General features: G+C 64.0%; 22 protein-coding genes and 1 pseudogene. 17 read left to right on the top strand and 6 right to left on the bottom strand.

Annotation, left to right across the window (positions count from 1 at the left end; all coding sequences use genetic code 11):
* Positions 1-355: 355 nt before the first annotated feature.
* The 3 genes from ACWZHB_RS07160 (at position 356) to ACWZHB_RS07170 (ending at position 1,366) form a co-directional block, all read left to right on the top strand.
* A complete protein-coding gene (locus tag ACWZHB_RS07160) occupies positions 356-649 on the top strand; it encodes a hypothetical protein (protein WP_427907133.1) in 294 nt (97 codons plus the stop codon).
* Positions 650-900: 251 nt separating this feature from the next.
* Positions 901-1,173 (top strand): TerD family protein, encoded by a 273-nt coding sequence (locus tag ACWZHB_RS07165; RefSeq protein WP_427907134.1) that lies wholly within the window; start codon positions 901-903, stop codon positions 1,171-1,173.
* Positions 1,174-1,195: 22 nt separating this feature from the next.
* Positions 1,196-1,366, top strand: a complete 171-nt coding sequence (locus ACWZHB_RS07170) for an HNH endonuclease (protein WP_427907135.1) — start codon at positions 1,196-1,198, stop codon at positions 1,364-1,366.
* Positions 1,367-1,495: 129 nt separating this feature from the next.
* On the opposite strand, the gene ACWZHB_RS07175 is transcribed toward ACWZHB_RS07170, so the two are convergent.
* Positions 1,496-1,912, bottom strand: coding sequence for a hypothetical protein (locus ACWZHB_RS07175; RefSeq protein WP_427907136.1), 417 nt, complete (start codon positions 1,910-1,912; stop codon positions 1,496-1,498).
* 776 nt (positions 1,913-2,688) lie between these two features.
* On the opposite strand from ACWZHB_RS07175, the gene ACWZHB_RS07180 reads away from it, so the two are divergent.
* On the top strand, positions 2,689-3,177 hold the full coding sequence (locus tag ACWZHB_RS07180) for an NAD(P)/FAD-dependent oxidoreductase (RefSeq protein WP_427907137.1): 489 nt from the start codon (positions 2,689-2,691) through the stop codon (positions 3,175-3,177).
* A 107-nt stretch (positions 3,178-3,284) separates the two neighbouring features.
* On the opposite strand, the gene ACWZHB_RS07185 is transcribed toward ACWZHB_RS07180, so the two are convergent.
* Together ACWZHB_RS07185 and ACWZHB_RS07190 are read right to left on the bottom strand one after the other, a co-directional pair.
* Positions 3,285-3,515 (bottom strand): hypothetical protein, encoded by a 231-nt coding sequence (locus tag ACWZHB_RS07185; protein WP_427907138.1) that lies wholly within the window; start codon positions 3,513-3,515, stop codon positions 3,285-3,287.
* Positions 3,516-3,761: 246 nt separating this feature from the next.
* Entirely contained in the window at positions 3,762-4,589 is an 828-nt protein-coding gene (locus ACWZHB_RS07190; RefSeq protein ID WP_427909104.1) for an IclR family transcriptional regulator, read from the bottom strand.
* A gap of 260 nt (positions 4,590-4,849) precedes the next feature.
* On the opposite strand from ACWZHB_RS07190, the gene ACWZHB_RS07195 reads away from it, so the two are divergent.
* From ACWZHB_RS07195 to ACWZHB_RS07230, 8 genes are all read left to right on the top strand, one after another.
* The gene (locus tag ACWZHB_RS07195; protein ID WP_427907139.1) at positions 4,850-6,283 is read left to right on the top strand and encodes an MFS transporter; all 1,434 of its coding nucleotides are present in this window, start codon (positions 4,850-4,852) and stop codon (positions 6,281-6,283) included.
* 162 nt (positions 6,284-6,445) lie between these two features.
* A complete protein-coding gene (locus ACWZHB_RS07200) occupies positions 6,446-7,141 on the top strand; it encodes a hypothetical protein (RefSeq protein ID WP_427907140.1) in 696 nt (231 codons plus the stop codon).
* 228 nt (positions 7,142-7,369) lie between these two features.
* Entirely contained in the window at positions 7,370-8,758 is a 1,389-nt protein-coding gene (locus tag ACWZHB_RS07205; RefSeq protein WP_427907141.1) for an LLM class flavin-dependent oxidoreductase, read from the top strand.
* A complete protein-coding gene (locus tag ACWZHB_RS07210; protein WP_427907142.1) occupies positions 8,755-10,119 on the top strand; it encodes an acyclic terpene utilization AtuA family protein in 1,365 nt (454 codons plus the stop codon). Before ACWZHB_RS07205 ends, ACWZHB_RS07210 begins: the two co-directional genes overlap by 4 nt.
* Positions 10,116-10,520: a DUF4387 domain-containing protein gene (locus ACWZHB_RS07215; protein WP_427907143.1), complete on the top strand. Its 405-nt coding sequence runs from the start codon at positions 10,116-10,118 to the stop codon at positions 10,518-10,520. The genes ACWZHB_RS07210 and ACWZHB_RS07215 overlap by 4 nt, the downstream gene beginning before the upstream one ends.
* Positions 10,517-11,740, top strand: a complete 1,224-nt coding sequence (locus ACWZHB_RS07220) for a 3,4-dihydroxy-2-butanone-4-phosphate synthase (RefSeq protein WP_427907144.1) — start codon at positions 10,517-10,519, stop codon at positions 11,738-11,740. The genes ACWZHB_RS07215 and ACWZHB_RS07220 overlap by 4 nt, the downstream gene beginning before the upstream one ends.
* Complete coding sequence (locus ACWZHB_RS07225) at positions 11,733-12,935, top strand: flavin reductase (protein WP_427907145.1); 1,203 nt, start codon at positions 11,733-11,735, stop codon at positions 12,933-12,935. The genes ACWZHB_RS07220 and ACWZHB_RS07225 overlap by 8 nt, the downstream gene beginning before the upstream one ends.
* Positions 12,936-12,966: 31 nt before the next feature.
* On the top strand, positions 12,967-14,379 hold the full coding sequence (locus tag ACWZHB_RS07230) for an MmgE/PrpD family protein (RefSeq protein WP_427907146.1): 1,413 nt from the start codon (positions 12,967-12,969) through the stop codon (positions 14,377-14,379).
* Positions 14,380-14,585: 206 nt separating this feature from the next.
* Here the strand turns inward: ACWZHB_RS07230 and ACWZHB_RS07235 are convergent, their stop codons facing one another.
* Positions 14,586-15,209: a TetR/AcrR family transcriptional regulator gene (locus ACWZHB_RS07235; protein ID WP_427907147.1), complete on the bottom strand. Its 624-nt coding sequence runs from the start codon at positions 15,207-15,209 to the stop codon at positions 14,586-14,588.
* A 121-nt stretch (positions 15,210-15,330) separates the two neighbouring features.
* Here ACWZHB_RS07235 and ACWZHB_RS07240 point away from each other — a divergent pair, with 121 nt between their 5' ends.
* From ACWZHB_RS07240 to ACWZHB_RS07250, 3 genes and pseudogenes are all read left to right on the top strand, one after another.
* On the top strand, positions 15,331-17,070 hold the full coding sequence (locus tag ACWZHB_RS07240) for a CocE/NonD family hydrolase (RefSeq protein WP_427907148.1): 1,740 nt from the start codon (positions 15,331-15,333) through the stop codon (positions 17,068-17,070).
* Between the two features lie 149 nt (positions 17,071-17,219).
* Positions 17,220-18,245 (top strand): magnesium and cobalt transport protein CorA, encoded by a 1,026-nt coding sequence (locus tag ACWZHB_RS07245; RefSeq protein ID WP_427907149.1) that lies wholly within the window; start codon positions 17,220-17,222, stop codon positions 18,243-18,245.
* 80 nt (positions 18,246-18,325) lie between these two features.
* Positions 18,326-18,513, top strand: a pseudogene (locus tag ACWZHB_RS07250) (glutathione-dependent formaldehyde dehydrogenase); the annotation flags it as partial.
* A gap of 121 nt (positions 18,514-18,634) precedes the next feature.
* Here ACWZHB_RS07250 and ACWZHB_RS07255 read toward each other — a convergent pair.
* Both ACWZHB_RS07255 and ACWZHB_RS07260 read right to left on the bottom strand, forming a co-directional pair.
* Entirely contained in the window at positions 18,635-19,501 is an 867-nt protein-coding gene (locus tag ACWZHB_RS07255) for an alpha/beta fold hydrolase (protein WP_427907150.1), read from the bottom strand.
* Positions 19,502-19,538: 37 nt separating this feature from the next.
* Positions 19,539-20,468 carry a PDR/VanB family oxidoreductase gene (locus ACWZHB_RS07260; protein ID WP_427907151.1) on the bottom strand — a complete coding sequence of 310 codons (930 nt, stop codon included), beginning with the start codon at positions 20,466-20,468 and terminating at the stop codon, positions 19,539-19,541.
* Between the two features lie 189 nt (positions 20,469-20,657).
* Here ACWZHB_RS07260 and ACWZHB_RS07265 point away from each other — a divergent pair, with 189 nt between their 5' ends.
* Both ACWZHB_RS07265 and ACWZHB_RS07270 read left to right on the top strand, forming a co-directional pair.
* Positions 20,658-21,674, top strand: coding sequence for a zinc-binding dehydrogenase (locus ACWZHB_RS07265; RefSeq protein ID WP_427907152.1), 1,017 nt, complete (start codon positions 20,658-20,660; stop codon positions 21,672-21,674).
* Positions 21,675-21,713: 39 nt separating this feature from the next.
* Positions 21,714-22,196, top strand: a complete 483-nt coding sequence (locus ACWZHB_RS07270) for a 2,4'-dihydroxyacetophenone dioxygenase family protein (protein ID WP_427907153.1) — start codon at positions 21,714-21,716, stop codon at positions 22,194-22,196.
* Positions 22,197-22,214 lie beyond the last annotated feature (18 nt).

Below are 22,214 nucleotides of genomic sequence, written 5' to 3' on the forward strand. Positions count from 1 at the left end.
ACGAACTCGGGACGAGACAGGGGCGAGGGTGCTCGCGGGGTCACGGAACGAACGATGCCTACCTCATGCATCACTCCTGGAGGAGTCCGAGTTCGACAAGGTCGGAATGCTTTGCAGGACGGTACTATTCGTCGACCAGGGCACCGTTCAGAAGACCGGCCATGCTAGGAGAACAGTTGTGAGGCGCGTAGCTGTTGCTGGATGCATCGCAGCTTTGGCGGCTGGGTTGGGTGCATGCAGTGGCGCCGGTCAAGACGGCGTGTTTGTAACTCCTTCGGTGGTGGTGTCCGCTGGGGCATCAACGACGTCTGTGGTGAGATCCTCGCTTCCGCCCGCAGCCACTACCGCTGCTGCTGTGGTCGATGCGATGGAGGCTGCGGGCCTTCCTGCTACGGGGCGCGCGGACCGCACCAAGGTAGCTGGATGCGCAGATCTGGGGTGTTCGCAGATGATTGCGATTGATCCGGTTTCGGTGTACCAGTTCGGTGGCGAAGCGGCTGCGGAGAAGTACGCAACCGTCATGTCGAAATCCTCTCTGATTTACAGGAACGGCTCGATCGTGCTGCGCTTCAAGCGTGATGGGCCGAGCCCGATCGACGAGACCTTGATTCCGCAGTATCAGGCCGCGCTCGACGGGCTTCTTCCGTAGTCTGCGTATCCCGTTACTGCCCAGGGCATCCGGCATCGTCAGTCCGTGGGTACTGGCCGCATGAACGGGAACGCATGAACGGGACGCAACTTCACGCCACGGTAGAGCACGCGTATCGCCGTCTGTTCCTCGTCGGCGGGGAGGAACACCACCCATCGCTCAAGAGGCCCTACGCTCCTGAGTTCGACTGCTGAAGTAACGCGGCGGGCAGGCTGACTGAGTTGTAGCCACATCCGCTCCGGGAAGGCGTTGTGCGTAACGGAATTCGCTGCAAGAACGGTGTGCACGGCGTGAAGCTCTCCAGAGGTGAAAACGCTGCGGTCACCGCATCGACGGTGGCGGTGACCCTGACGTGGGAATCCCAGTACGACGTCGATCCGCAAGCGCTTCTCCTGGCCGAGAACGGAAAGATCCGGACGAACGACGATTTCGTGTTCTACAACGCGACCCAGCACTGTTGCAGCGGTGTTGGAAGGAGCGTTGCGGATCGCGAAGCGACTGGTTCTCGCTCCTGGACAACGTGATACCCGATCTATACCGCCGGATGTGAAATCCGAGGTTTGGCAACGAGACGGCGGTCGGTGTTGTCAATGCGGCGATGCCCACTACCTCGAATTCGATCACGTCATCCCACTTAGTCGAGGTGGCGCAACGAGCGTCGGAAACCTCCAAATCTTGTGCCGTCGATGCAATCTCGAGAAGGGCGCGCGGATCTGACCGGTTCTAGCTTCACGGTGGCTGTCAGTGTCCGGGAACGGATGTCGATCGCGTGGACGCTACCGGTCTCGCGGTTGGCCACGTAGGCAATGTGTCGGTGGGTGCCGAGGACGATTCCGTGCGGTCGGGTCAGTGCGTCACGGCGTCGGCGGAGCGGTCACCGAAGGGATGTCGCCAGGTGCGGCGTGCGCTCGCACTACGCGGTGTCTTCGCGAGCACGGTCCCCTTCTCCTTCGGTTCGGCCGAAGAACGGAAGGTCCGCCCGCTCGTGCCGGTGCGACGGGCGAGCCGAAGATCGGCCTTGGTCTGTCGCAGGCGCTGCGACGAACGGTGCGCGCCGGCGGTGAGTAGGACAAGGCCGAGCATGCCGAGGGCTCCGAGCACGACTGCCCACAGGAACAACGTGCCCGACGTTGCGGTGATGTGGTAGCCGAGCAGGCTGAAGTCGTCGCTGAGCGTGTGGGCGGGTCCGCTGTTGCTCAGCACGCCCGCCGTGCCGATCACCACCGCGGCGATGAGCAGGACCAGGCCGAGGAAAACAATCATGACAGTCTCCGAATCCGGTTACACCGGTATACGTGTGGTGCCGCCCGCCCGCTGGCCGCGTGCGAGTCGAGCCGATGAGCGGACCGACGATCGTGATGCCACGGTGCACAGCGACCCGGCGTCACCGCCCTTCACTCCGTGGAATACCCCGATCCGAGCGGGCGACGCAGCTGCCGGGGTGCGATCATCGAGATGTCACCGCTGGCGACCGGAAGGCCGGTCCCCGAAAGCCTCACCGCGGGTCCGCGATTCGGGGTGGTACCGGCAGGGTGGGGTCGGCGAACCGACGCTGCACGAGTACCGCGAAGAGCCCGTTCGGCTTGAGCCCCTCGCCGGCCGCCCCGCCAGATCTTCCGTGGTGGCCTTCCCGACCAGGGAGCACGGGGCCAGCAAGTCCGCCCTGAACCAGCTGATGCTCAGCTTCGCCGCGCGGCACGGCGACGACCCGCGCACGTTGCTGCTCATAGCACCGGGTTGGGTGAATACCGATCCGGGCGGACCCAGCGCACGCCTGAACATCGACGAGTCCATGCCGCGCCATGGGTGCGGGCTCGGAAAGCGCCACACAGAAACCCCACACTTTTGACCGGAATCAACGCGAATCAACTCGGGACGGAATGACCCCAGCGCAGATGCTCGCGATCGGCAGGGACGAGGTAATCCGGTATGGCGGGCGGGTAGTACAGGCTCGGGCGACAGCGATCGAGCAACTCGGGAACCGAGGATTCGTCGTCCGGTGCGATGGCAGCCCCGATCTCACAGCCCGTGGCGTTGTCGTGGCGACAGGGTTGCGCGACGAGTTGCCCGAGGTCTCTGGCCTGCGGGAGCGATGGGGCGTCGATGTCCTGCACTGTCCGTACTGCCACGGGTACGAGGTGCGTGACATGCCACTCGCGGTGCTCGGCGGCGACAACCGGCCATTCACGATTCACCAGGCTTCGCTGGTGCGGCAGTGGTCCTCGGACGTGGTCTTCTTCCCGAACCGGATTACCTTGGCCGTCGAGGAACGCACCAGGTTGACCGCCCGAGGGATCCGCATCGCCGAAGGCGAGATCGCCGGCCTGGTAGTGCAGGACCACCAGCTACACGGTATCGAACTTGCAGACGGCCAGATCGTTCCGAGAGCGGTCGCATTCGTCGGTCCACCTGCCCAATTGATCAATGCCGCAGGCGCCGGGACGAAAGCCGGTATCGCGCTGAACCACTTCCTCCTCGAGCGGGACGTGCAGCAAGCTGTCGCAGCGATTCCCACCGCTTGCCGGTGACCGAACAGGCAACTGCCCTTCGGGTTGCGCGGTGTCCGGGTAGAGGACGTCTCCGCGACGCAACTGGGACGACTCCCGATGAGGCTCCGAGCAGGCCGGGCAGGTCCCTATTCCCGGACGATGCGATACCGACCTTCGATTTCCTGAAAGGCGACGGCGGCTGCGATCACCGCGTCGTCCACGTGCTCCCTATCGGCGGGTACGACAATCAACTTGTCGTCGTCATCCAGTGAACGATGTATCGGGTCAGCTAGGCCGCGGTCATCGGCATAATGCTGGCGGCCGTCGAGCTCGATCACAACGCGCTGACGATCGCTGAACAACAGCAGGAAGTCCATCCGTTGCCTCGCCAGAGGCCCGGTCCTGGTACCTCTTTGGCGGAGCGTGTAAGGGAGGCCCATTGCACTGGAAGTCTTGGACTGCGCGTCCGCCAAGACGATGACCACGCGAACTCGGTTTCGTAGGTGTCGAAGCCGGTGCGAGCTGGTCGAACACCCATGCCAAATCCCGCACCGACAGCCCGCCCGCCACGGTGACGATCGACGACTCGGGACCGCTGCAGGCGTTGGTAGTCGCACTGAGCTTTACACGTCATCGAGGAGATGCTGAACCGATACATTGAGCGCTGGGTAGGGCGCGGACGCGTTCGGGCCGAGTAAGCGCGCCATTTGAGGCGCCAAGTCGGCACAGGCACGGATAAGATCTGGCGCGAAACTTCGTAACACTCGCTCATTCAGATGGGTCGCGGAACCGGCGACAGTGAGCGAGCCGAGGGGCGAACTATCCAGTGGGTCCAAGACCGGGGCGCCGATCCCGTTCATTCCCTGATGGTTTTCTTCGAATGACATAGCGAATCCGTCGGCCCTCACCCGGTCCAACTGCCTCACGGTTGGTCGCCTGGTCCCACGTGACCTGGATTCGATGATGTGTTCGGCCTCAGCGGCGGGTAGGTACGCGAGGATAGCAGTGCCGCTGCATCCGGAAGTCAGCGGTGATCGTTCCCCGAGGGGCACAATCACTGGAAACCCGGCCGGTATCTCGCCGCGTGGGGTCACGGCCAGAATCAGCACTCTGTGCGATCCGCTTCTCAGGTGGAGCGCTACCGGCTCTCCGGTCGCCGTGGCCAGCCGCTTGAGAACCGGGCGGGCGTATTGCTGAAGAGCGGGGCGTGGGCCGATCAGCGATCCCAATGCCACTGAGCGAGTTCCGATTCGGTAGCCGCTGCGCCCGGTGTGATCGATGTATCCGCGGTGCTGAAGAGCTTGGAGGGCTCGGAAGGTCTTCATCTTCGGAAGATCACACGCTCCGGCGATCGCGAGCAGGCTTGCCGGTTGCTCCATGCCGGCCAGGGTCTCCAGCACATGCAGCACTCGCGCGGCGTTCTCGGTTGCCACGTCTTCGCCGGCATTCATGCTGCTCACCCCATATTTCTGCGCTGTTGGTTTCATATGATGTTACTCGCCATTGTGGTTCGCGTCACCGCTGTCCATAGTGGCTCTCAGCCGGCCAATCTAGTCCTAGCCGGTGAACCGCATACGAACTTCCTCGCGCTGCGGCGCCCGGAATTCGTCTCGAGTCCGGCACTTCGAATGTGGCGGTTGGCCGCGTCGGTAACGACTGCTTCCAGCGCTGTTTGTGCCGTGGTCGACGATAAAGAGAAGGTTTCGATCACATGAACCATAGCGATGGCCTCGCGTCGCCAGATGGCTCGGATACATCTCCGTCGCTCTCAAGTCGGCTCGACCGGCTTCCCGCTTCGACGCGATCACATAAGATCTGGATGGTAATCCTGGGCTCTCTTTTTCTTTGGGATGTTGCTGATGTCCATGTCCTCGCTTACGCGGCGCCGGCTATTCGCAAAGAGTGGGGTTTGTCGATCTCTGATGTGGGTGTCCTGACGAGTATCTCCTTCCTCGGAATGTTCATCGGTGCACTGGTGGGGGGGAGGATTTCGGATCGTATCGGTCGCAAGAAGATGATCATCGGCGCCACAGTGCTGTATTCGGTTTTCACTGTGGGATGCGCGATCGCACCGAACTTCGCCACTCTGGGCCTGTGCCGCCTGTTGACCGGGGTCGGGCTGCAAGCGCTGACAGGTGCGCTGATTGTTTATGTCACCGAGATGTTCCCCAAAGCGTCGCGGGGACGAAACCAATCTCTGTTGTTGGCTGTCGGTCTTCTGGGTGTGCCGGTCATGGCCTGGGCTGCCCGGTTTATCGTTCCCCTCGACGAGTCTGCGTGGCGATGGCTCCTTCTGTTGCCCGTCCTGGGTGTAATCTCTGCGGTTTTTGCGCAATTTCTTCTTCCCGAGTCTGTTCGCTGGCTCGAGCTGAACGGCCGCGGTTCGGAGGCCGAGGGACTGGTTCGCCGCCTCGAGGACGAAGCGATTCGTCGTTCCGGCACGGTCCTGCCGGAACCGGTGGAGTTCCCAGCCGAGCCGCAACGCGGTCTGAGTGATCTGCTCAAGGACAGCTACTCTCGCCGGGCAGTGGTGGTGGCATCGGTGGTGATGTCCTTCGGGATCCTGAGTCTGTTCGGCTTCAACTCCTGGGTGCCGACTCTGCTGACCGAGCACGGGTATTCGACGAAGAGTGCACTCGGGGTCACCTCGATCTTGTCTCTGGCGCCCATTCTGGGCGCGCTGGCCGCGGTGCCGTTCATCGATCGCTTCGAACGGAAATACATCGGCGCACTCTTGAGTGTCGTCATCGCGGCCGGAATGCTGACATTTGCCTACACCGACTCCGGCGCAGTGCTCATCGCCGCGGGATTCGTTGTCACAATGTTCCTGCAAACAAGTACCGCAACGTTGTACACCTACCTTCCTGAGATTTTCCCGACGTCGCTGCGAGGTATCGGCGCGGGAATGGCGAACGGGATCGGCCGACTGGCCGGCATTGGTGGAGGAATGGTGGTTGCCGCACTTCTCGCGGGCCTGGGGTTCCAAGCCGTATTGGTAGCCACAGCCCTCTTTGCGATTATCAGCGGTGCCGCTTTCGGATTGTTCGGCGAGAACACGAAAGGCCGCGCACTCGAGGAAATCGCTCCCTCGGCCGCGCAGGATGGCCGCCCACATGCCGGCGTACCCGTCAAGGCAATGGAATAGAAACCTGGTCCAGGACCGGCAACAGTTGTGGCGAGGTCGATCGCCTAATTCTATCGAAAGCTGGAATATTCGATTAGTCGCTGAACTAATGACTCCATCGACCATCGAGGATGCAGTCGAGCAGCCTCGGAACCGTAGAAAACACAATCTGAAGGAAATTCTATGAAGAATATCACCGTTGTTGGCGCGCTGCTCGTGTCCGCCTTGGGAATGACGGCCGTGACGGCGAATGCGGCTCCTGAACCGGCGCGTGTCGGCTATACAAGTCGCACGACGGAATCGTCAACAATTATTACCACCGACGCTGGGTCGTTGGCGGTGGAGGATGATATTTTCAAAATCAAGGCGCCCGACGGCACAGTTCTGGCAGGCACCGAGTTGTCCTTCCGGGTCGACGACTTCGTCTTCCCCATCGCCGCCGACATCAATTCACGCACAGCGACCCTCACCCCGAAGTTCGATCGTGAGAACGCTGTCTACGCCCCGGTCGCGCTGCCCTTCGAGAACCAAGCGCCGTGGAAGAGCGAATACGAGCGCGAGCAAGCTGCCTGGAGCAGGATGGTCACCACCATGCAGATGGGTGGGACCATCGGCGCCGCGGCGGGAGCGCTCGGCGGCGCCGCCGTGGGATGTGTGCTCGGTGGTATCGCCGGAGCGACCGTCGCCTCCGCGGCGATCATCGGGCTGTTCGGGGCATTCATCCCGGCCGCCGCGATCGGCTGCATCGGCGGAATCGTAGCCCTCGCGCCTCTCGGCACGATCGCGGGAACGCTGCTGGTGTCCGTTCCGATTGCGATCGCAGCCGCGGCGCAGTACTTCACCACCATCAACCAGCCTGCTCCGAAGCCGGCCAAATAGGGCTGCAGCACCGGTGTACCCACGATCCCGGTGCGGAGGCCTCTCTGGGTCGCCGCACCGGGATCGGTGGGGCAAAGTGCCGTGGCGGACGGCACGCTGGCATCGAGTCCTTACTTTCAAATGCTGCAAGTTAGCTTGCAGGTGTTTTCGGGTTCGAGTGTAGTTGGTGACAGTCCTCATAGCGATCGGTGATCGATCGATCGCGTCACACAATAGTGAAGGCAGACAATGGTGTCCTCTATCTCCAGGTCAATGAGTCTCATTGCGTTCCTGCAGGCGCAGAATTGCTCGAACTATGTCGGGTCATGGCGTCATCCGCGCTCGATGAGCGACTTTCTGACGCCCGACTATTTTCAGCGGATCGCTCGCACGTTGGAGGCTGCGCGTTTCGACATGGCCTTCTTCGATGATCGGTTGGCAATGCCTGAGATCTATGGCCGAAGCCCGGATCTCGCGGTGTGCAACGGCATTCGTTCGGTGAAAATGGATCCGACGGTCGTCCTGATGGCAATGGCCATGGCGACGACCCATCTGGGGTTGGGAGCGACATACTCCACGACCTACTACGAGCCGTTTCACGTCGCCCGACTGTTCGCCACGCTCGATCAGATGAGCCGCGGGCGAGTCGCGTGGAACATTGTGACCTCCCTCAATGACTCCGAAGCGGCCAATTTCGGTCGAGCCACGCATTTAGGGCACGACGAACGCTACGACCGTGCCGACGAATTCCTGGAGATCGTCACCCAGATGTGGACCGCGTGGGAGCACGACGCGCTCATCATGGATAAGAGCACCGGCCGATTCGCCGACCCTGCCAAGGTCCACCGCACCGACTATTCCGGTGAGTTCTTCACCGTCGATGGCACTTTCACCGTCCCGCAATCCCCGCAGGGACACCCCGTGCTACTACAAGCGGGTTCGAGCGGTCGCGGAATGTCCTTCGCCGGTCGATGGGCAGACGTGGTGTTCACGGCGTTCAAGAACAAGGACCTCGGTGCTGCGCAGTACCGGAAGATCAAGCAAGCCGTCGCCGATGCCGGACGCGATCCCGGACAGGTGTCGGTCACCCCAGCAGTTGGCGTCATCGTCGCGGAGACACCGGAACAGGTCGCGGAGAAGGAACGTGTGCTGCGCGGGTTGGCGACGCAAGCCGACGGCTTGGCGTTGCTCTGCGAGACGCTCAATGTCGACTTCGGCGACCGACCGGTGGACCAACCCTTCACCGACGACGAGCTCGCCAAGATGTCCTGGCAGGGCCTGCGCGACCGCGTACTCACCGCCAGCGGCACACCGAACCCGAGCGTGGCCGACTTCGTTCGATACTCCGGACGCGGCACCCTCGACGAGGGCGGAATGTTCATCGGCACCCCCGAGCAAGTTGCCGATCAGATGGAAGAATGGTTCGACACCTGTTGCGATGGTTTCGTTCTCGCTGCGGGGGAGGTCCCTGGTTCGTATGAGGATTTCGCGAGACTGGTAGTTCCGGTGCTTCAGCGCCGCGGCTTGGTCAAGCGTGACTACGCCGGGGCAACACTCCGCGAGAATCTGGGGCTGTCCATCCCCACTCGCCGAACCTCGGAATCGGCAACCGGCCGCCCCGCGCAGGTGTCGGCATGACACCGTTGACCCGGATCCTCACTCCCACCGGGATGTTGGGATACGGCTTTCCTGAACAGGACTTCTGGGACTGCCTCGAACACGGCGTCGATGCGATCGTCGTGGATTCCGGGTCCACCGATCCAGGTCCCTATCTGCTCGGCACCGGGGCCACACTGGTGCCCGATGCCGCCTACCTGCGAGATCTGCGCCCGCTGCTACAAGCTGTTCACCGTTACCGCGTTCCGCTGATCATCAGCTCCGCCGGGGGTGCGGGCACCAACGCCCAGGTCGACTCCATGGTCGAGCTCGTCAAGGCAATCGTGGCCGAAGAAGGTTTCCAGTTGCGGTTGGCCGTGATCTACGCCGACATCGGAAAAGATGTGCTGACGCAGCGACTGGCCGACAACCAGGTAGCCGCCAACGTCCGCGGTGAGATGCCCACCCCCGGCGACATCGACGCCACCGTCGCGCTGGTCGCCCAGATGGGCGCCGATCCGTTCACCACGGTGATCACCGGGGACGAGCCGTTCGACGTGATCATCGCCGGACGGGCCTACGATCCGGCCCCGCACGCGGCGTGGAGCATGAGCCGCGGCGGGCAGCCCGGAATCGCTTGGCACAGCGGCAAAATCCTGGAGTGTGGCGGAGCGTGCGCGGAACCGAAGGGTGGTGGTGTGCTCGCCACCCTGTACGAGGACGCGTTCGAACTGACCCCGATGAGCCCCAACCAGGCATGCACGCCGTTGTCGGTCGCCGCGCACACCCTGTATGAGAAGAGCCGTCCGGACCTGCTTCCCGGGCCGGACGGTGTTCTCGATGTCCGCGATTGCCGCTATACGGCCGTGGACGAGCGGACCGTCCGGGTCACCGGAAGCCGCCATATCGACGCTGAACAGCCCAGTCTCAAACTGGAAGGCGCCAAGGTCGTTGGTGAGCGCGCGGTGTTCATCGGTGGGGTCCGCGACCCGATCCTGATCGGGCAGCTCGACACTCTTCTTGCCAAGGTGAAGAGCTATCTCGGTGCTATGCATCCCGAACTCGTCTCCGGCGAAGCCCGGTTGAGTTTTCACGTGTACGGCCGAGACGCGGTGATGGGAGATCTGGAAACGGCCACCCAGATCCCGCACGAAGTCGGGATTCTCGGCGAGGTGACCGCCCCTACCGCAGAGTTGGCGAAAACCATCTGCACGCTGGCTCGCATCGGGGTCCTGCATCTGCCGTATCCCGGGCAATTGGCCACCGCGGGAAATCTGGCACTGCCGCTGAATCCGATGGACAACTCGATCGGACCGGTCAGTCAGTTCAGCGTCTACCACGTGATGCAGGCCCGGGGTTTGGACCTTTTTCCCGTGACCCGATCGACGATAGGTGCATCATGAACGCCCCCATGCCGGTTCACCCCACGGACGCATCCGCAGCAACGACGGCACTGAAGGATCTCGCGCAAGTCATCCGAAGCAAGAATGCCGGGCCGTTCGAATTGACTTTCGACGTGATGTTCTCCGAAGCGGCCACTTACGCGCTGGTACGTGACAGCGGTGTCCTGACCCCGGCTCGGATGGCTGAACTGTACGGGATCGACGAAACCGCGATCACCTACTGCGCGTTCTTCGAACCCGCGCTCGCATTCAAACTCACCATCGTGCGCAGCGGATATCAGGGCAGTGTGGACGAATCCGACACCTTCGGCGCCCAACAACACGCGCCGCTGCTGGCTCTGGCGATCCCGACCAGTCGGCGCGGCGGTGCAGACGTTCAGCATGCGGCGGACGCCCGATGAGCACCAGCGACGCAGTCCCAAGTAGCACGGTCTCGACGGCATGTGCCGAACTGCGACGCGGCCGAACGGTTCTGGTGGTCGACGACAACGACCGCCGCACCCGGGCGACCTTGGTCCTGGCTGCGCAGTTCGCAACCCCTGAGGCGCTGGCATTCATGATCCGGCATACCAGCGGACTGGTATGCGCAGCGTTGACCCAGGACCGTGCCGACCTTCTCGACCTGCCCGCGATGGCACCGGACGGCCCCGCCGCGTCCTTCGCCGCGGCATTCACCGTGACCTGTGATCTCGCAGCTCAGACCGGGACCGGGATATCGGCGCACGATCGAGCAGGCACGCTCGCGGCGCTCGCCGATCCGGCCCTCACCGCCCACCAACTGACTCGCCCCGGTCATGTCCAGCCGGTGCGTGTTTCGAGCGGAGGTGTCCTCGACCGACCGGAACCGCCAGCCGCGGCCAGCGATTTGTGCCGCCTTGCCGGTTTGGAGCCGGTCGGGGTGTTGTGTGAACTCGTCGATGACGACGATGCCGGCCTGACATGCGGGCCCGCCGTAGGCGACTTTGCGCGCGAGCACGACCTGGCGGTGATCGCCATCGCCGACATCATCGCGCACCGTCGACGAACCGAGCCCAACATCGGTCGCGAGGCAGCAGCCCGAATCCCGACCCCGCATGGCGAATTCACCGCGATCGGCTACCGCGACCTCGCCAACCACGCCGAGCACGTCGCCTTTGTCCTCGGCGATCTGTCCACCGCAGCCGCGGTGCCGGTACACGTGCATGCCGAATGTGTCACCGGTGACGTCTTCGGATCGCGGCGGTGTGGCTGTGCCGAACAACTGCACGACGCCATGTCCACCATCGCCGAACACGGACGCGGCGCAGTGATATACCTGCGCGCGCACCAACGCCGACTCAACGACCAGACGGACCCGGGCACCGGCACACGCGATGCGATCGATGGCTGCCCGGCTTCGGGCGACCTGACGGACCGCTTCGACTACTTCAATGCAGCCCACATCTTGTCCGATCTCCAGGTGACAGCTGTGTGGTTGCTGTCAACCAGCACTGACGCAACCCGTGCTCTGGCCGAGCACGGGTTGCGGATCGTTAGTCATCCGCCGGTCGAGATTCATCCGAACACTCAGTCCCGACAGCGCGTGTCAACTCCGATCACGGTGACACCCATGCCCCTCCCCGGAGATTTCGCTCATGCCTGATCACACCCCGACAGCACTACCACCGGCCGAGACCAATCGCGCCCTCGATACACGCGAGTTCCGCCGCGTCCTCGGCCAATACCCGACCGGTGTGTCGGTGGTGACCGGGATCGCTACCGACGGTTCCACCGTGGGACTAGCCGTGGGTTCGTTCACCTCTGTCTCCTTGGACCCACCGCTGGTGGCGTTCATGCCGGCCTCGACATCGCAAAGCTGGCCCAAAATCAGGGAAACCGGGCGGTTCTGCGTCAATGTCCTCGCCGCCGACCAAGAACACATCTGCAGGTCGTTCGCGACGACCGCCGCCGACAAATTCGCTGGGCTGAGCTGGCGCCCGGCGTCCTCGGGCGCACCGATCCTCGACGACGCGCTGGCCTGGATCGACTGCGATCTCGACACCGAATACGAAGCCGGTGATCACCTCATCGTCGTCGGCCGGGTTCGCGACCTGCACAGCGAACGTCACAGCCTGCCGCTGCTGTTCTTCCAAGGTGGCTATGGCCGTTTCGCCTCCCAATCGCTGGCACTGCGCGATGTCAGATTCGCCACCCAACTGCAGTTGGTCGACCGGGCGCGCCCGCTCATGGAGGAGCTTGCCCACCGTCGCGGCCTCCAGGTCGGCGCAGCATACTGCGACGGCGCCGAACTCACCGTTCTCGCCACGGCCGGAACATTCACCGATCCGCGGTCCACTCCCGCTGCCGTCGGGCAGCGACTGCCGGTCAGCGCCCCCATCGGAATCTGGTGGATGGCTTTCGCCGCACCGGACCGTATCGAGACATGGCTCAGCGATGTCGAATCACCGCAGCAGAAGGACCGCTATCGCCAAGCGCTGGAACTGATCCGCGAGCAGCGGTACTGCCTCGGACTGGACTGGGTGCACTCGCAAGTCGAAACACTGATCAACCACCGGCCTGGCCCCGGTGAGGAACCGTCCGCACAAGACCGCGACGGCCTCAGACACCTCGGCATCGACCCCATGCATTTCGTTCAATCCGTAGCCGTGAACCGTCGCGATGAACGCCAGCCCAATGTCGTGAGTCTGTGGGCGCCAACGTTCACGGTCAACGGACAGGTCTCCCTCGGGCTCACCCTCGCAGACGCCTCCGGCCAAGCACGCCCGCTCGCCGATTTCGCCCCTGACCTACTCCAACTCGCCGACACAGTCAGCGCCATGAACACCAATTCACCGTAGCCACAACCGCCACACCACCTCAGAGGACAGAATGACCACCGACGAAAACGCCGCACAGGCGCTCGCACCACAACTGGCCGCCGCCGTGATCGGATTGCGATTCGGCGACATCCCCGAATCCGTCCGATCGACAGCCAAAACCCACCTGCTCGACGCGCTGGGGCTGGCGTTGGCCTCCACCGGCATGGACTACGGACACGCAGTTCACCAGGCCGCCACACGTCTCGGCGCGGGCGATGAAAGCCGAGTGCTGGGCTTCGGCACTCCGCTGCCGGCCGCCTCCGCTGCCCTGGCCAACGGCACCCTCATCCATGGCCTGGACTTCGATGACACCCATATCGGAGCGATCTACCACCCGACCGCGCCCGCGCTGGCAGCTGCGCTGGCAGTCGGCGATGCTGAACGAGCCGACGGTGAATCGTTCCTGCTCGCCTACATCATCGGTCTCGAAGTCGGTTGCCGGATCGCCGCCGCGGGCGCGGGCAAATTCCATGCCCGAGGATTCCACCCCACCGGCATCGCAGGCACCTTCGCCGCAGCGTGCGTCGCGGCCAAACTCCGCGGCGCCTCCGCGGAGACGTTGACCAACGCCCTGGGACTGTGCGGAAGTCAGGCCGCCGGGATCCTCGAGCTCCACGAATCCTGGCTCAAACGCATGCACCCCGGATGGGCTGCGCACTCCGGCATCATCGCCGTAACACTCGCAGAGGCAGGCTTCCGTGGCCCGGCGACCGTCTTCGAAGGCGCAGGGGGGCTGTTCGCAAGCCATCTCGGCGAAACTGTCGACGCCCAAGCGCTGGGTTTGCACGACCTCGGCGCCCGATGGATGACCCTCGACATCGCGTTGAAACCCTATCCCTGCTGCCACTTCACCCACGCATTCGCCGACGCCGCCCTCGCACTGCTCGATGAACTCGGCTCCGACCGCATCTCACCCGAGCAGATCGATCACATCGACTGCCCGATCGCCCCGGCTCTGATTCCGCTCGTCGCTGAACCCCACGAACGCAAAATCGCCCCCACAACTATCTACGACGCACTGTTCAGCGTTCAGTACGTTGTCGCTTCCGTCTTGGCCGGGCGATCCGTCGACCTCACCACCTTCTACGACCTGCCTCTCGATGAACCGCTCACACTGGCCATCGCGAACAAGATCCGCTGTATTCCCGACAGCAACACCGACTTCCCGGCCCACTTCTCCGGCGCTGTCACCGCACACCTGACCGACGGACGAGTCCTGCACCACGCCATCACCGATAGTCTGGGGACGTCCCAGAACCCTCTGTCCGACACCGCGGTCATCACCAAGTTCCTCGACAACACCCGCCGGGCAATCCCGGAAAGCCGGGGACCTCATTTGATCAAACTCGTCGATGAACTCGAAAATCTCGACGACATTTCCGCACTCCTCGCCGCCGCCGTCATCCCGACACCGCCGCATTGAACTCCGCCGAATCGGCGGCACCAAAGCCATACCTCGAACTTGGTCGGGGTATGGCGCCCGCGGTTTGAGCCAGATGCGCTGCCCAGGGGAGTTCGTGCGTTGCAATGCTCGCGCCCGCCTGATGACGAGCCCGACCGCGCGGGTTCTGCAACGCGGATTGCTGAGCATCTCGAACAGGATCGACCGGCCCGAGGCGACGCGAACAGCTATGTCGACGTCAGGATCAATTGAATTGCTGGGGCAACGACTTTGACGAGGCTTTCGATGTCTTCGGCGACCAACGTCGGTACGCCGATGATTTGACGGCTGGTGACGATGCCGACGAGCATCGATGCCGCCAGACCAGCTCGCAGCGCGGCGTCTGGATCGTTGTGGGCGCTGGTGCCTTCCACGAGCCGGAACTGGATGAAGTCACGTAGTTGCTCTTTGGCTTGTTCGTTGACGATCGCGCTGCGCAGCATTGCCATCAGAGGCTCGGATTCCTCGGCCGGTGCCTCCCATGCCTGCAGGTAGGCGCGCACGACTCGCTCGCCGAGGTGCTCGTCAGGGCCTTCGAAGGCTGTGTCGAACCGCTCGAGAGCCGACGGCGGGACGGCCATGACGGCGGCGAAGAGCTCGTCCTTGGAACGGAAGAACTGCATCACCTGCGACGCATCGACCCCGGCATCGGCGGCGATGCTCCGGATCGTGGTCGATGCGAACCCGTCACTGGCGAATCGGGCGCGCGCGGCGTCGAGCACGGTTCGGCGCGTGCTGCCGGTCCCCGGCCGTCGGCCGCGGCGCGCCTTGTGGGTTGAGTCCTTGTCCGTCGAGTCCTTGTCCACTGCCATGTTCCTGATGTCACCTCGGTTTTTTATAAACGCCTGTTGAGTTTTTATCGTAGCGGTCGTACGCTCGGAAATCGAGACCCCATCCGGATCTCTCCATCCCCGCAGGTGAGAGGCACACACAATGAGCGAAGACCTGAAGATGTACATCCCGTCCCACCCGCTACCCGCCCCCCGACGAGGCGTGCTGACCGACTTCGAGCCCGGCACCCGAACCTTGAACGCGGGCTTCCAGATCGCGCCCCAGTTCTGCGCCCTGCCGGTCGATGTCGTGCTCGACAAGGACGTCGCCGTACAGCTCCGCGACGGCGTCACCATCCACGTCGACGTGTTCCGTCCCGCTGGTGCGGAGCAGGTACCGGTGATCGTGGCGTGGAGCCCGTACGGCAAGGGGCAGGGCACCTCGTTGAGCGTGATGGGAGTCTTCGGACTGGTCGGCCTCGACAACGGGATCGTCTCCGGGCTCGCGAAGTTCGAAGGCCCGGACCCGGCCTACTGGTGCGCGCAGGGCTACGCCATCTGCAACCCCGACATCCGCGGAATCGTCGACTCCGAGGGCGACAGCGTGCTGTGGGATCGCCAGGAGGGCCGTGACTGCTACGACCTGATCGAGTGGCTGGCCGAACAGGATTGGTGCACAGGCAAAGTGGGGATGAGCGGCACCTCCTACCTCGCGGTATCGCAGTGGTTCACCGCCGCCGAGCAGCCTCCGCACCTGGCCGCGATCAACCCCTGGGAAGGCGTCAGCGATGTCTACCGCGACCTGGTGATGCGCGGCGGCATGCCCGACACCGGATTCGCCCGCCAACTCCAGGAAGGCAGCTTCTTCGGCAACAACCAGAAAGAGGACATCATCGGCGAAGCCGAGCGCTACCCGCTGATGAACCCGTTGTGGGAGAACAAGATCCCGGACTTCGACCAGATCACGGTGCCCGCCTACATCGTGGCCAGCTACTCCAATACCTTGCACACCGCGGGCACATTCCGCGCCTGGCGCCGGATCGCGTCCGAACAGAAGTGGCTGCGCATCCACAACAGTCAGGAGTGGCCCGACTACTACGACGAAGCGAACCGAGACGACCTGCGACGCTTCTTCGACCACTACCTCAGGGGCGAGGACAACGGCTGGGAAGCTACGCCGCGGGTCCGCTACTCGATCCTCGACCTCGCCGGTGGCGACCGAATCAACATCCCCGCAGACGAATTCCCGCCGAGCGGTGTCAGCTCGACGAAGTACTACCTCGACGGCCGCTCGCGGAGCTTGACCACCGATGCTCCGGCCGAGGAGCTGGCGGTCAGCTACGACGTCGAATCCAATCCGAACGCTGTCTCGTTCATCACCCGCTTCGACCAGGAGACCGTGCTGGTCGGTTACCCAAAGGCTCACCTGCGGGTCGAGGCGCGTGGCTCCGACGACATGGACTTGTTCGTGCTCGTCCAGAAGCTCGACGCCTATGGCACGCCGCTGCAGCAGTTCACCGTGCCGAATCAGAGCGCGCGCATCCATGACCTCACCGATCACGGTGCCACGATCTTGCGGTACAAGGGCTCCGACGGGCGGCTGCGAGTGTCGGCTCGTCACCTCGACGAGGATCTGTCGACCGAGCAGGTACCCGCGCACAGCTTCGACCGCGTCGAGAAGCTCTCGGACGGCCAGATCGTCGACATCGAGATCGACCTGTTCCCGATCGGCCTCGCGTTCCACCCCGGCGAACAACTCCGCTTCGTCATCAGCTCGCGAAACCTTCTGGGCACACTGATGCCGGCGATCGGCGAATACACCGGCGCCAACACCGGTGTGCACGTCATCCACACCGGCGGCGAACACCCTTCCTACCTACAACTGCCCATCGACCGCGCCTGAGACCGGACGGGGATCGCCGATGCTGCGGTGCGTCATCACCGCTCCCACACTCGCGCACGCTGATACTGAAACCCCGTCACGCTCGGCGCACCCGAGAGCGCCGAGCGTCACGGATCCCGCTGACCGCCACGTTGAAGGAGTGTCCGCCGATGACGGCGATCGATGGTCGTATCTACCTCGACGGACGCCGCATCGGGAATCCATGCGATCTTCAGGATGCCGTCGAGGCGATGCGGCAATCGGGCGCGGTGGGTTGGATCGGCCTGACCGATCCTGATCCGGTCGATCTCGAGTCGGTCGCGGCGACATTCGGGTTGCACCCGCTCGCGGTCGAGGACGCCCGGAAGGGGCATCAGCGTGCCAAGCTCGAACGGTATGGCGACACGTTGTTCGTGGTGCTGCGACCGGCTTGGTACGACGACGGCGAGGAACGGGTCGAGTTCGGCGAGGTGCATCTGTTCGTCGGGCCGAACTTCGTCATCACCGTGCGACACGAGGCACGCCTGGACCTGACGACGGTCCGCGACGCGTTGGAAGCGGACTCGCAGTTCCTCAGTATCGGGCCCGAAGCGATGCTGACGGCGTTCCTCGACGAGATCGTCGACGGCGACACCCCGGTCGTCGCCGGTGTGGAAGCCGATATCGACGAGGTCGAGGACAGCCTGTTCAGCGACGGCGATGTCGATCCGGCATTGTCGGAGCGGATCTACCGGCTCCTCGAGCAGGTGATCGCCTTTCAACGGGCGATCGGACCACTGCCCGCTATCGTGCGTGGATTGCTCTCTGGTGCCGAGAAGTTCGGCACCGACAACGAGGTGCAGAACCGGCTCCGCAACGTCCTCGACCACACCATCCGGGTTTCGGAACGGGTCGAGTCCTGCCGGGCACTGCTCAACAACGCGCTCACCGTTCATTCCACGCTGGTGTCGTTGGAACAGAACGATGCCATGCGACGCTTGTCGAACGCCACCTTCGAGCAGGGCGAGGAGGTCAAGAAGATCTCCTCCTGGGCAGCGATTCTGTTCACCCCGACACTGGTGGCCTCTACCTATGGCATGAACTTCGACCACATGCCCGAACTGCACTGGATGTGGGGCTATCCGTTCGCCCTCGCGCTCATGGTCGGTTTGGGGGTCGGTTTATGGGGTGTGTTCAAGTGGCGGCATTGGCTGTGAGCTGCGGAGATTGGCGAGCACCCGGCACAAGTAGCGGTCGACGGACTCTGCTCATTCCCTTTCGCGCTGGGAACTGCCAATTCGACAAGCAGATCCAACTCCGGATGGGTCAGGCCGACGTCAAGCGATGGGCCGAAGACATCATGGCGCTGCTGGGCGACGACCACCCACTCGGCGTGGAAAGCTTTGCCACCCACCGGCTCCGCTCGCGTCGGCACCCGAGGCGTACGAGATGTTTCAGCAGAAGACCGGCGGGGCCGTCAAATAGTTCTCGACCCCGCCATGCGGCCGGGCTGAGTGGAAGAGGTGGCGTCGGGAACGCCTCGCCGGATTTTCGGCGGTCAGCCGACTCGGCGACACCTGGTGTGCACAGTTAGCGGTGGTTCGGCCTACGGTGCGGCGGAGCCCGCGCTCAGGAACTCGCTGACACGCCGGCGAAAGTCCTCGGGCTGCTCGAGATGCGGGAAATGTCCGGCGCCGCTGATGGCTGCGCTGTGTGCGGTCGCCTCAGCGGCTTCGATCCCCACACACTGGTCGTGTTCGCCGTGCAGGTACAGCCAGGGTTGCCTGGGTGTGGCGGTCAGTGCCTGCTGCTCGGTGGTGAGGCCGGGATCGTGGAGTTCGGGGTGGAAGCCGGCTCGGTACCAGCCGAGCGCGGCGGTGAGGTGCGCCGGATCGGGTAGCGCCTCCTTCGCGGCGGCGACGGCGGCTGGGTGGGCGAATCCCGGTGACCATTCCTCCCACAGCCGGTCGAGGAACGCGCCGTCGTCCACGCCGATGATTGCCTCGGCGGCGGGGTGCTGGAACAGGAAGGTGTACCAGGACCGTCGTAGTTGGGTGTAGCTGCCCATCATCTGCGCGAGAACGGCGGCGGGTGGCACGGAGATCGTCACCACGCGTTCCCATTTCGCGGGATCGAACGCGGCCGCACCGTAGGCGATCGCGGCGCCGATATCGTGGCCGATCAGCACCGCCCGCTGATCTCCGACCAGGGCCCGATGGAGTCGGTCGATATCGCGAACGTAGGCGCCGCCTTGATATAGCCCGTCCGCGGGTATCTGGGTGGGGGCGTAGCCCCGCAGCCACGGTGCCACAGCCCGGTAGCCCAGGTCACCGAGCGCGTCGAGCGTATCGCTCCACGAAGCGGGGCTGTCGGGGAAGCCGTGCAGGACCATCGCCAGCGGTCCGTCGGCCGGTCCGGCTTCGAGGTAGCTCATAGTGAGGTCTGGCAGATCGATCGAATGTTGTGTGGTCATGTGGTTTCCATTCGGGTAGTAGTCGCAGCCGCGTACGTCAGATGTCGAGGGTCAGGTGGCCGGTCACGGCGCGTGATACGCAGATCAGCATGCGGTTGCCGGCGTTTCGTTCGGCCGTGGAGAGCACCGAGTCGCGATGGTCGGGAACGCCGTCGAGAACGCTGGTCTCGCAGGTTCCGCAGATGCCGTCGCGGCAGGAACTGGCTACCGCGATACCGGCTCGTTCGAGGGACTCCAGGATGCTGTGGTCGGGCTCGACTGTTACCTCGATACCGGATTTCGCGCAGTGCACTGTCAGTTCGGCCGCAGAGCTTGCGGGTTCGGCGGCCGGTGCCGCCCGGAATCGTTCGGTGTGGATGGCGCCTGGAGGCAGGCGGTCGGTGAGCGAATCGAGGGCTTGCAGCAAACCCTCTGGCCCGCAGGCATAGACCAGTGTGCCTGGTGCGCTCGCCGTGAGGATTCGGTCGAGGTCGAGAAATCCGGAGGTGTCCTCCGTGACCAGGTTCACTCGGTCGCCGCAGGTGGCCAGGGTTTCCGTGAAGGCCATACCGGCCGCGGTCCGGCCTCCGTAGTGCAGTGTCCACGGTGTCCCGAGCCGGTCGGCCTCGTTGATCATGGGCAGGATCGGGGTGATCCCGATTCCGCCGACGATGAACAAATAGCGCGTCGCTGGGACGAGAGCGAAATTATTGCGCGGCGGCGAAATAGCGAGGGTGTCGCCGATCTGTAACTGGTCGTGGATGAAGGCCGATCCACCCCGCCCCTCCGGTTCGCGCAGTACGGCCAGGTCGTAGCCGTGGCGATCGGCGGGGTCGCCGCACAGCGAGTACTGGCGGACCTTACCTCCGGGTAGGTGGAGGTCGACATGCGCGCCGGCCGTCCACGGCGGGAGCGAGCTTCCCCCAATGGTTTTCAGACGGAGAGCGACGACGTCCTCGGCGATCGGCTGTTTGTGCTGCACAACCACTGTCTGTCGCTGCGGCGCAACGACTGCTGGGGTGGGGGGCGCCGGCTGTTTCAGCATGCCCCGGGGCCGGCGGAATCCGAGAAGGCGTGATGTCGGCATAGGTGCCACTCTCCGAACTAGAGGTTGCGGTGTAAATAATTCTGCTCTATTCTACACATGAACGTGATGCCAGTCACCAAAGGAGTGGACATGAAGGCAGCGGTACTGACGGATTCGACTCCGTCGCTGGAGATCCGGGATATCCCCGATCCGGCGCCCGGCCCGGGGCAGGTGATACTCGAGGTCGAGGCGGCCGGGATCTGCGGTTCCGATCTTCATCTGGCGCCGCTACTGAAGAGCTATCCGGGCATTGTCTTCGGGCACGAGTTCAGCGGCCGGGTCGTCGCCCGCGGCAATGATGTCGATCCGCGGCTGGAATCGAAGCTCGCCGTCGGCTTTCCGCTGGTCGGCTGCCACGACTGTGTGAATTGCCGCTCGGCCAACCCCGCCCGCTGCGTGAGCGCGGAGCTGACCGGGGTACAGCGACCAGGAGCCTTCGCCGAGTTCGTCGCCGTCGACACACAGGATCTGTTCGTCTTGCCGGCCGAGGTCGGGGCACGCAGTGGAGCCTTGGTGGAACCGCTGGCCGTCGCGCACCACGCGCTCGAAAGGACCTCGCGCGAACCCGGGGCGCCGGTGCTGATCCTGGGCGCGGGACCGGTCGGGCTGGCCGTGGCCCTGTACGCGCGGCTGTTCGGGGCCAGCGAGGTCCTGGTGAGCGATCCGGTCCCCGCCCGCCGCACGCTGGCCGAGGCGGTCGGCGCCCGCACCGTCGACCCCACCGCCCAGGACGTCGGCGAGGCTTTCGCCGAGCTCACCGGTTCGGCGCCGGCGACAGTCATCGAATGCGTGGGCGTGCCCGGACTGATCCAGCACGCCGCCGACGTGGCGGCCCCAGACGCACAGATCACCATCGTCGGTGCCTGCACCGTGCCCGACACCTTCACCCCGACCACCGCGATGGCCAAGGAACTGAATTTCCAGTTCGTCCTCTACTACCGCCCCCGCGATTTCGAGATGACCATCGCGCACCTGGCCGCCGGCCGCCTCGACCCCGCCGCCCTCATCACCGACGTGATCGGCCTGGACGAGCTGCCGGCTCGCTTCGAGGCGCTGATGCGGCCCACCACCGAATGCAAAGTGCTCGTCACCCCGAACCGGACCTGAACCCCAGTTGCCATCTCTTCTGAAAGGTCAACCATGTCTATGCCGTTCACGCTCGAAATTCCAGAGCCGCTGGGTACCACCCATCGGTCCGACGAGGAGCTGCCCTGGGTAGACCTCACCCCCGAGGTGGAGACCAAGGTCGCCCACGTCAACTTGAAAGAGGGGCTGTGGGTGGTGCGCAACCGGATGCAACCCGGCACCCAGGTCCAGACGCACCGACACACCGGCCCGGTGTTCGCGTTCACCATGTCCGGTTCCTGGCACTACCTCGAATCGGCCGAGGAGATGAACCGGCCCGGTTCGTATCTGTTCGAGCCCGCCGGCTCCATCCACACCCTGAAGGTTCCCGAGGACAGCGACGGCCCCGCCGATGTGTGGTTCGCGATCTACGGCGCCAATCTCAACCTCGACGCCGGCGGAAATATCGAAAGCGTCCTCGACGCGGGCACGATGCTCGCGGTCTACCGGGCGCTGTGCCAACAGCAGGGCCGCGGCGAACCCAACGTCTACGTCGAGCAGTGACGACGCCGCACTCGCGGA

Source organism: Nocardia sp. FBN12 (assembly GCF_054031145.1).

Coding starts and splice junctions, on each gene's coding strand:
- ACWZHB_RS07190 (WP_427909104.1), bottom strand. CDS start 4,589: ATGAATGCCGGCGAAGACGTGGCAACCGAGAACGCCGCGCGAGTGCTG.
- ACWZHB_RS07255 (WP_427907150.1), bottom strand. CDS start 19,501: ATGACCACACAACATTCGATCGATCTGCCAGACCTCACTATGAGCTAC.
- ACWZHB_RS07265 (WP_427907152.1), top strand. CDS start 20,658: ATGAAGGCAGCGGTACTGACGGATTCGACTCCGTCGCTGGAGATCCGG.
- ACWZHB_RS07200 (WP_427907140.1), top strand. CDS start 6,446: ATGAAGAATATCACCGTTGTTGGCGCGCTGCTCGTGTCCGCCTTGGGA.
- ACWZHB_RS07210 (WP_427907142.1), top strand. CDS start 8,755: ATGACACCGTTGACCCGGATCCTCACTCCCACCGGGATGTTGGGATAC.
- ACWZHB_RS07230 (WP_427907146.1), top strand. CDS start 12,967: ATGACCACCGACGAAAACGCCGCACAGGCGCTCGCACCACAACTGGCC.
- ACWZHB_RS07235 (WP_427907147.1), bottom strand. CDS start 15,209: ATGGCAGTGGACAAGGACTCGACGGACAAGGACTCAACCCACAAGGCG.
- ACWZHB_RS07245 (WP_427907149.1), top strand. CDS start 17,220: ATGACGGCGATCGATGGTCGTATCTACCTCGACGGACGCCGCATCGGG.
- ACWZHB_RS07205 (WP_427907141.1), top strand. CDS start 7,370: ATGGTGTCCTCTATCTCCAGGTCAATGAGTCTCATTGCGTTCCTGCAG.
- ACWZHB_RS07240 (WP_427907148.1), top strand. CDS start 15,331: ATGAGCGAAGACCTGAAGATGTACATCCCGTCCCACCCGCTACCCGCC.
- ACWZHB_RS07175 (WP_427907136.1), bottom strand. CDS start 1,912: ATGATTGTTTTCCTCGGCCTGGTCCTGCTCATCGCCGCGGTGGTGATC.
- ACWZHB_RS07225 (WP_427907145.1), top strand. CDS start 11,733: ATGCCTGATCACACCCCGACAGCACTACCACCGGCCGAGACCAATCGC.
- ACWZHB_RS07215 (WP_427907143.1), top strand. CDS start 10,116: ATGAACGCCCCCATGCCGGTTCACCCCACGGACGCATCCGCAGCAACG.
- ACWZHB_RS07220 (WP_427907144.1), top strand. CDS start 10,517: ATGAGCACCAGCGACGCAGTCCCAAGTAGCACGGTCTCGACGGCATGT.
- ACWZHB_RS07270 (WP_427907153.1), top strand. CDS start 21,714: ATGCCGTTCACGCTCGAAATTCCAGAGCCGCTGGGTACCACCCATCGG.
- ACWZHB_RS07185 (WP_427907138.1), bottom strand. CDS start 3,515: ATGGACTTCCTGCTGTTGTTCAGCGATCGTCAGCGCGTTGTGATCGAG.
- ACWZHB_RS07195 (WP_427907139.1), top strand. CDS start 4,850: ATGAACCATAGCGATGGCCTCGCGTCGCCAGATGGCTCGGATACATCT.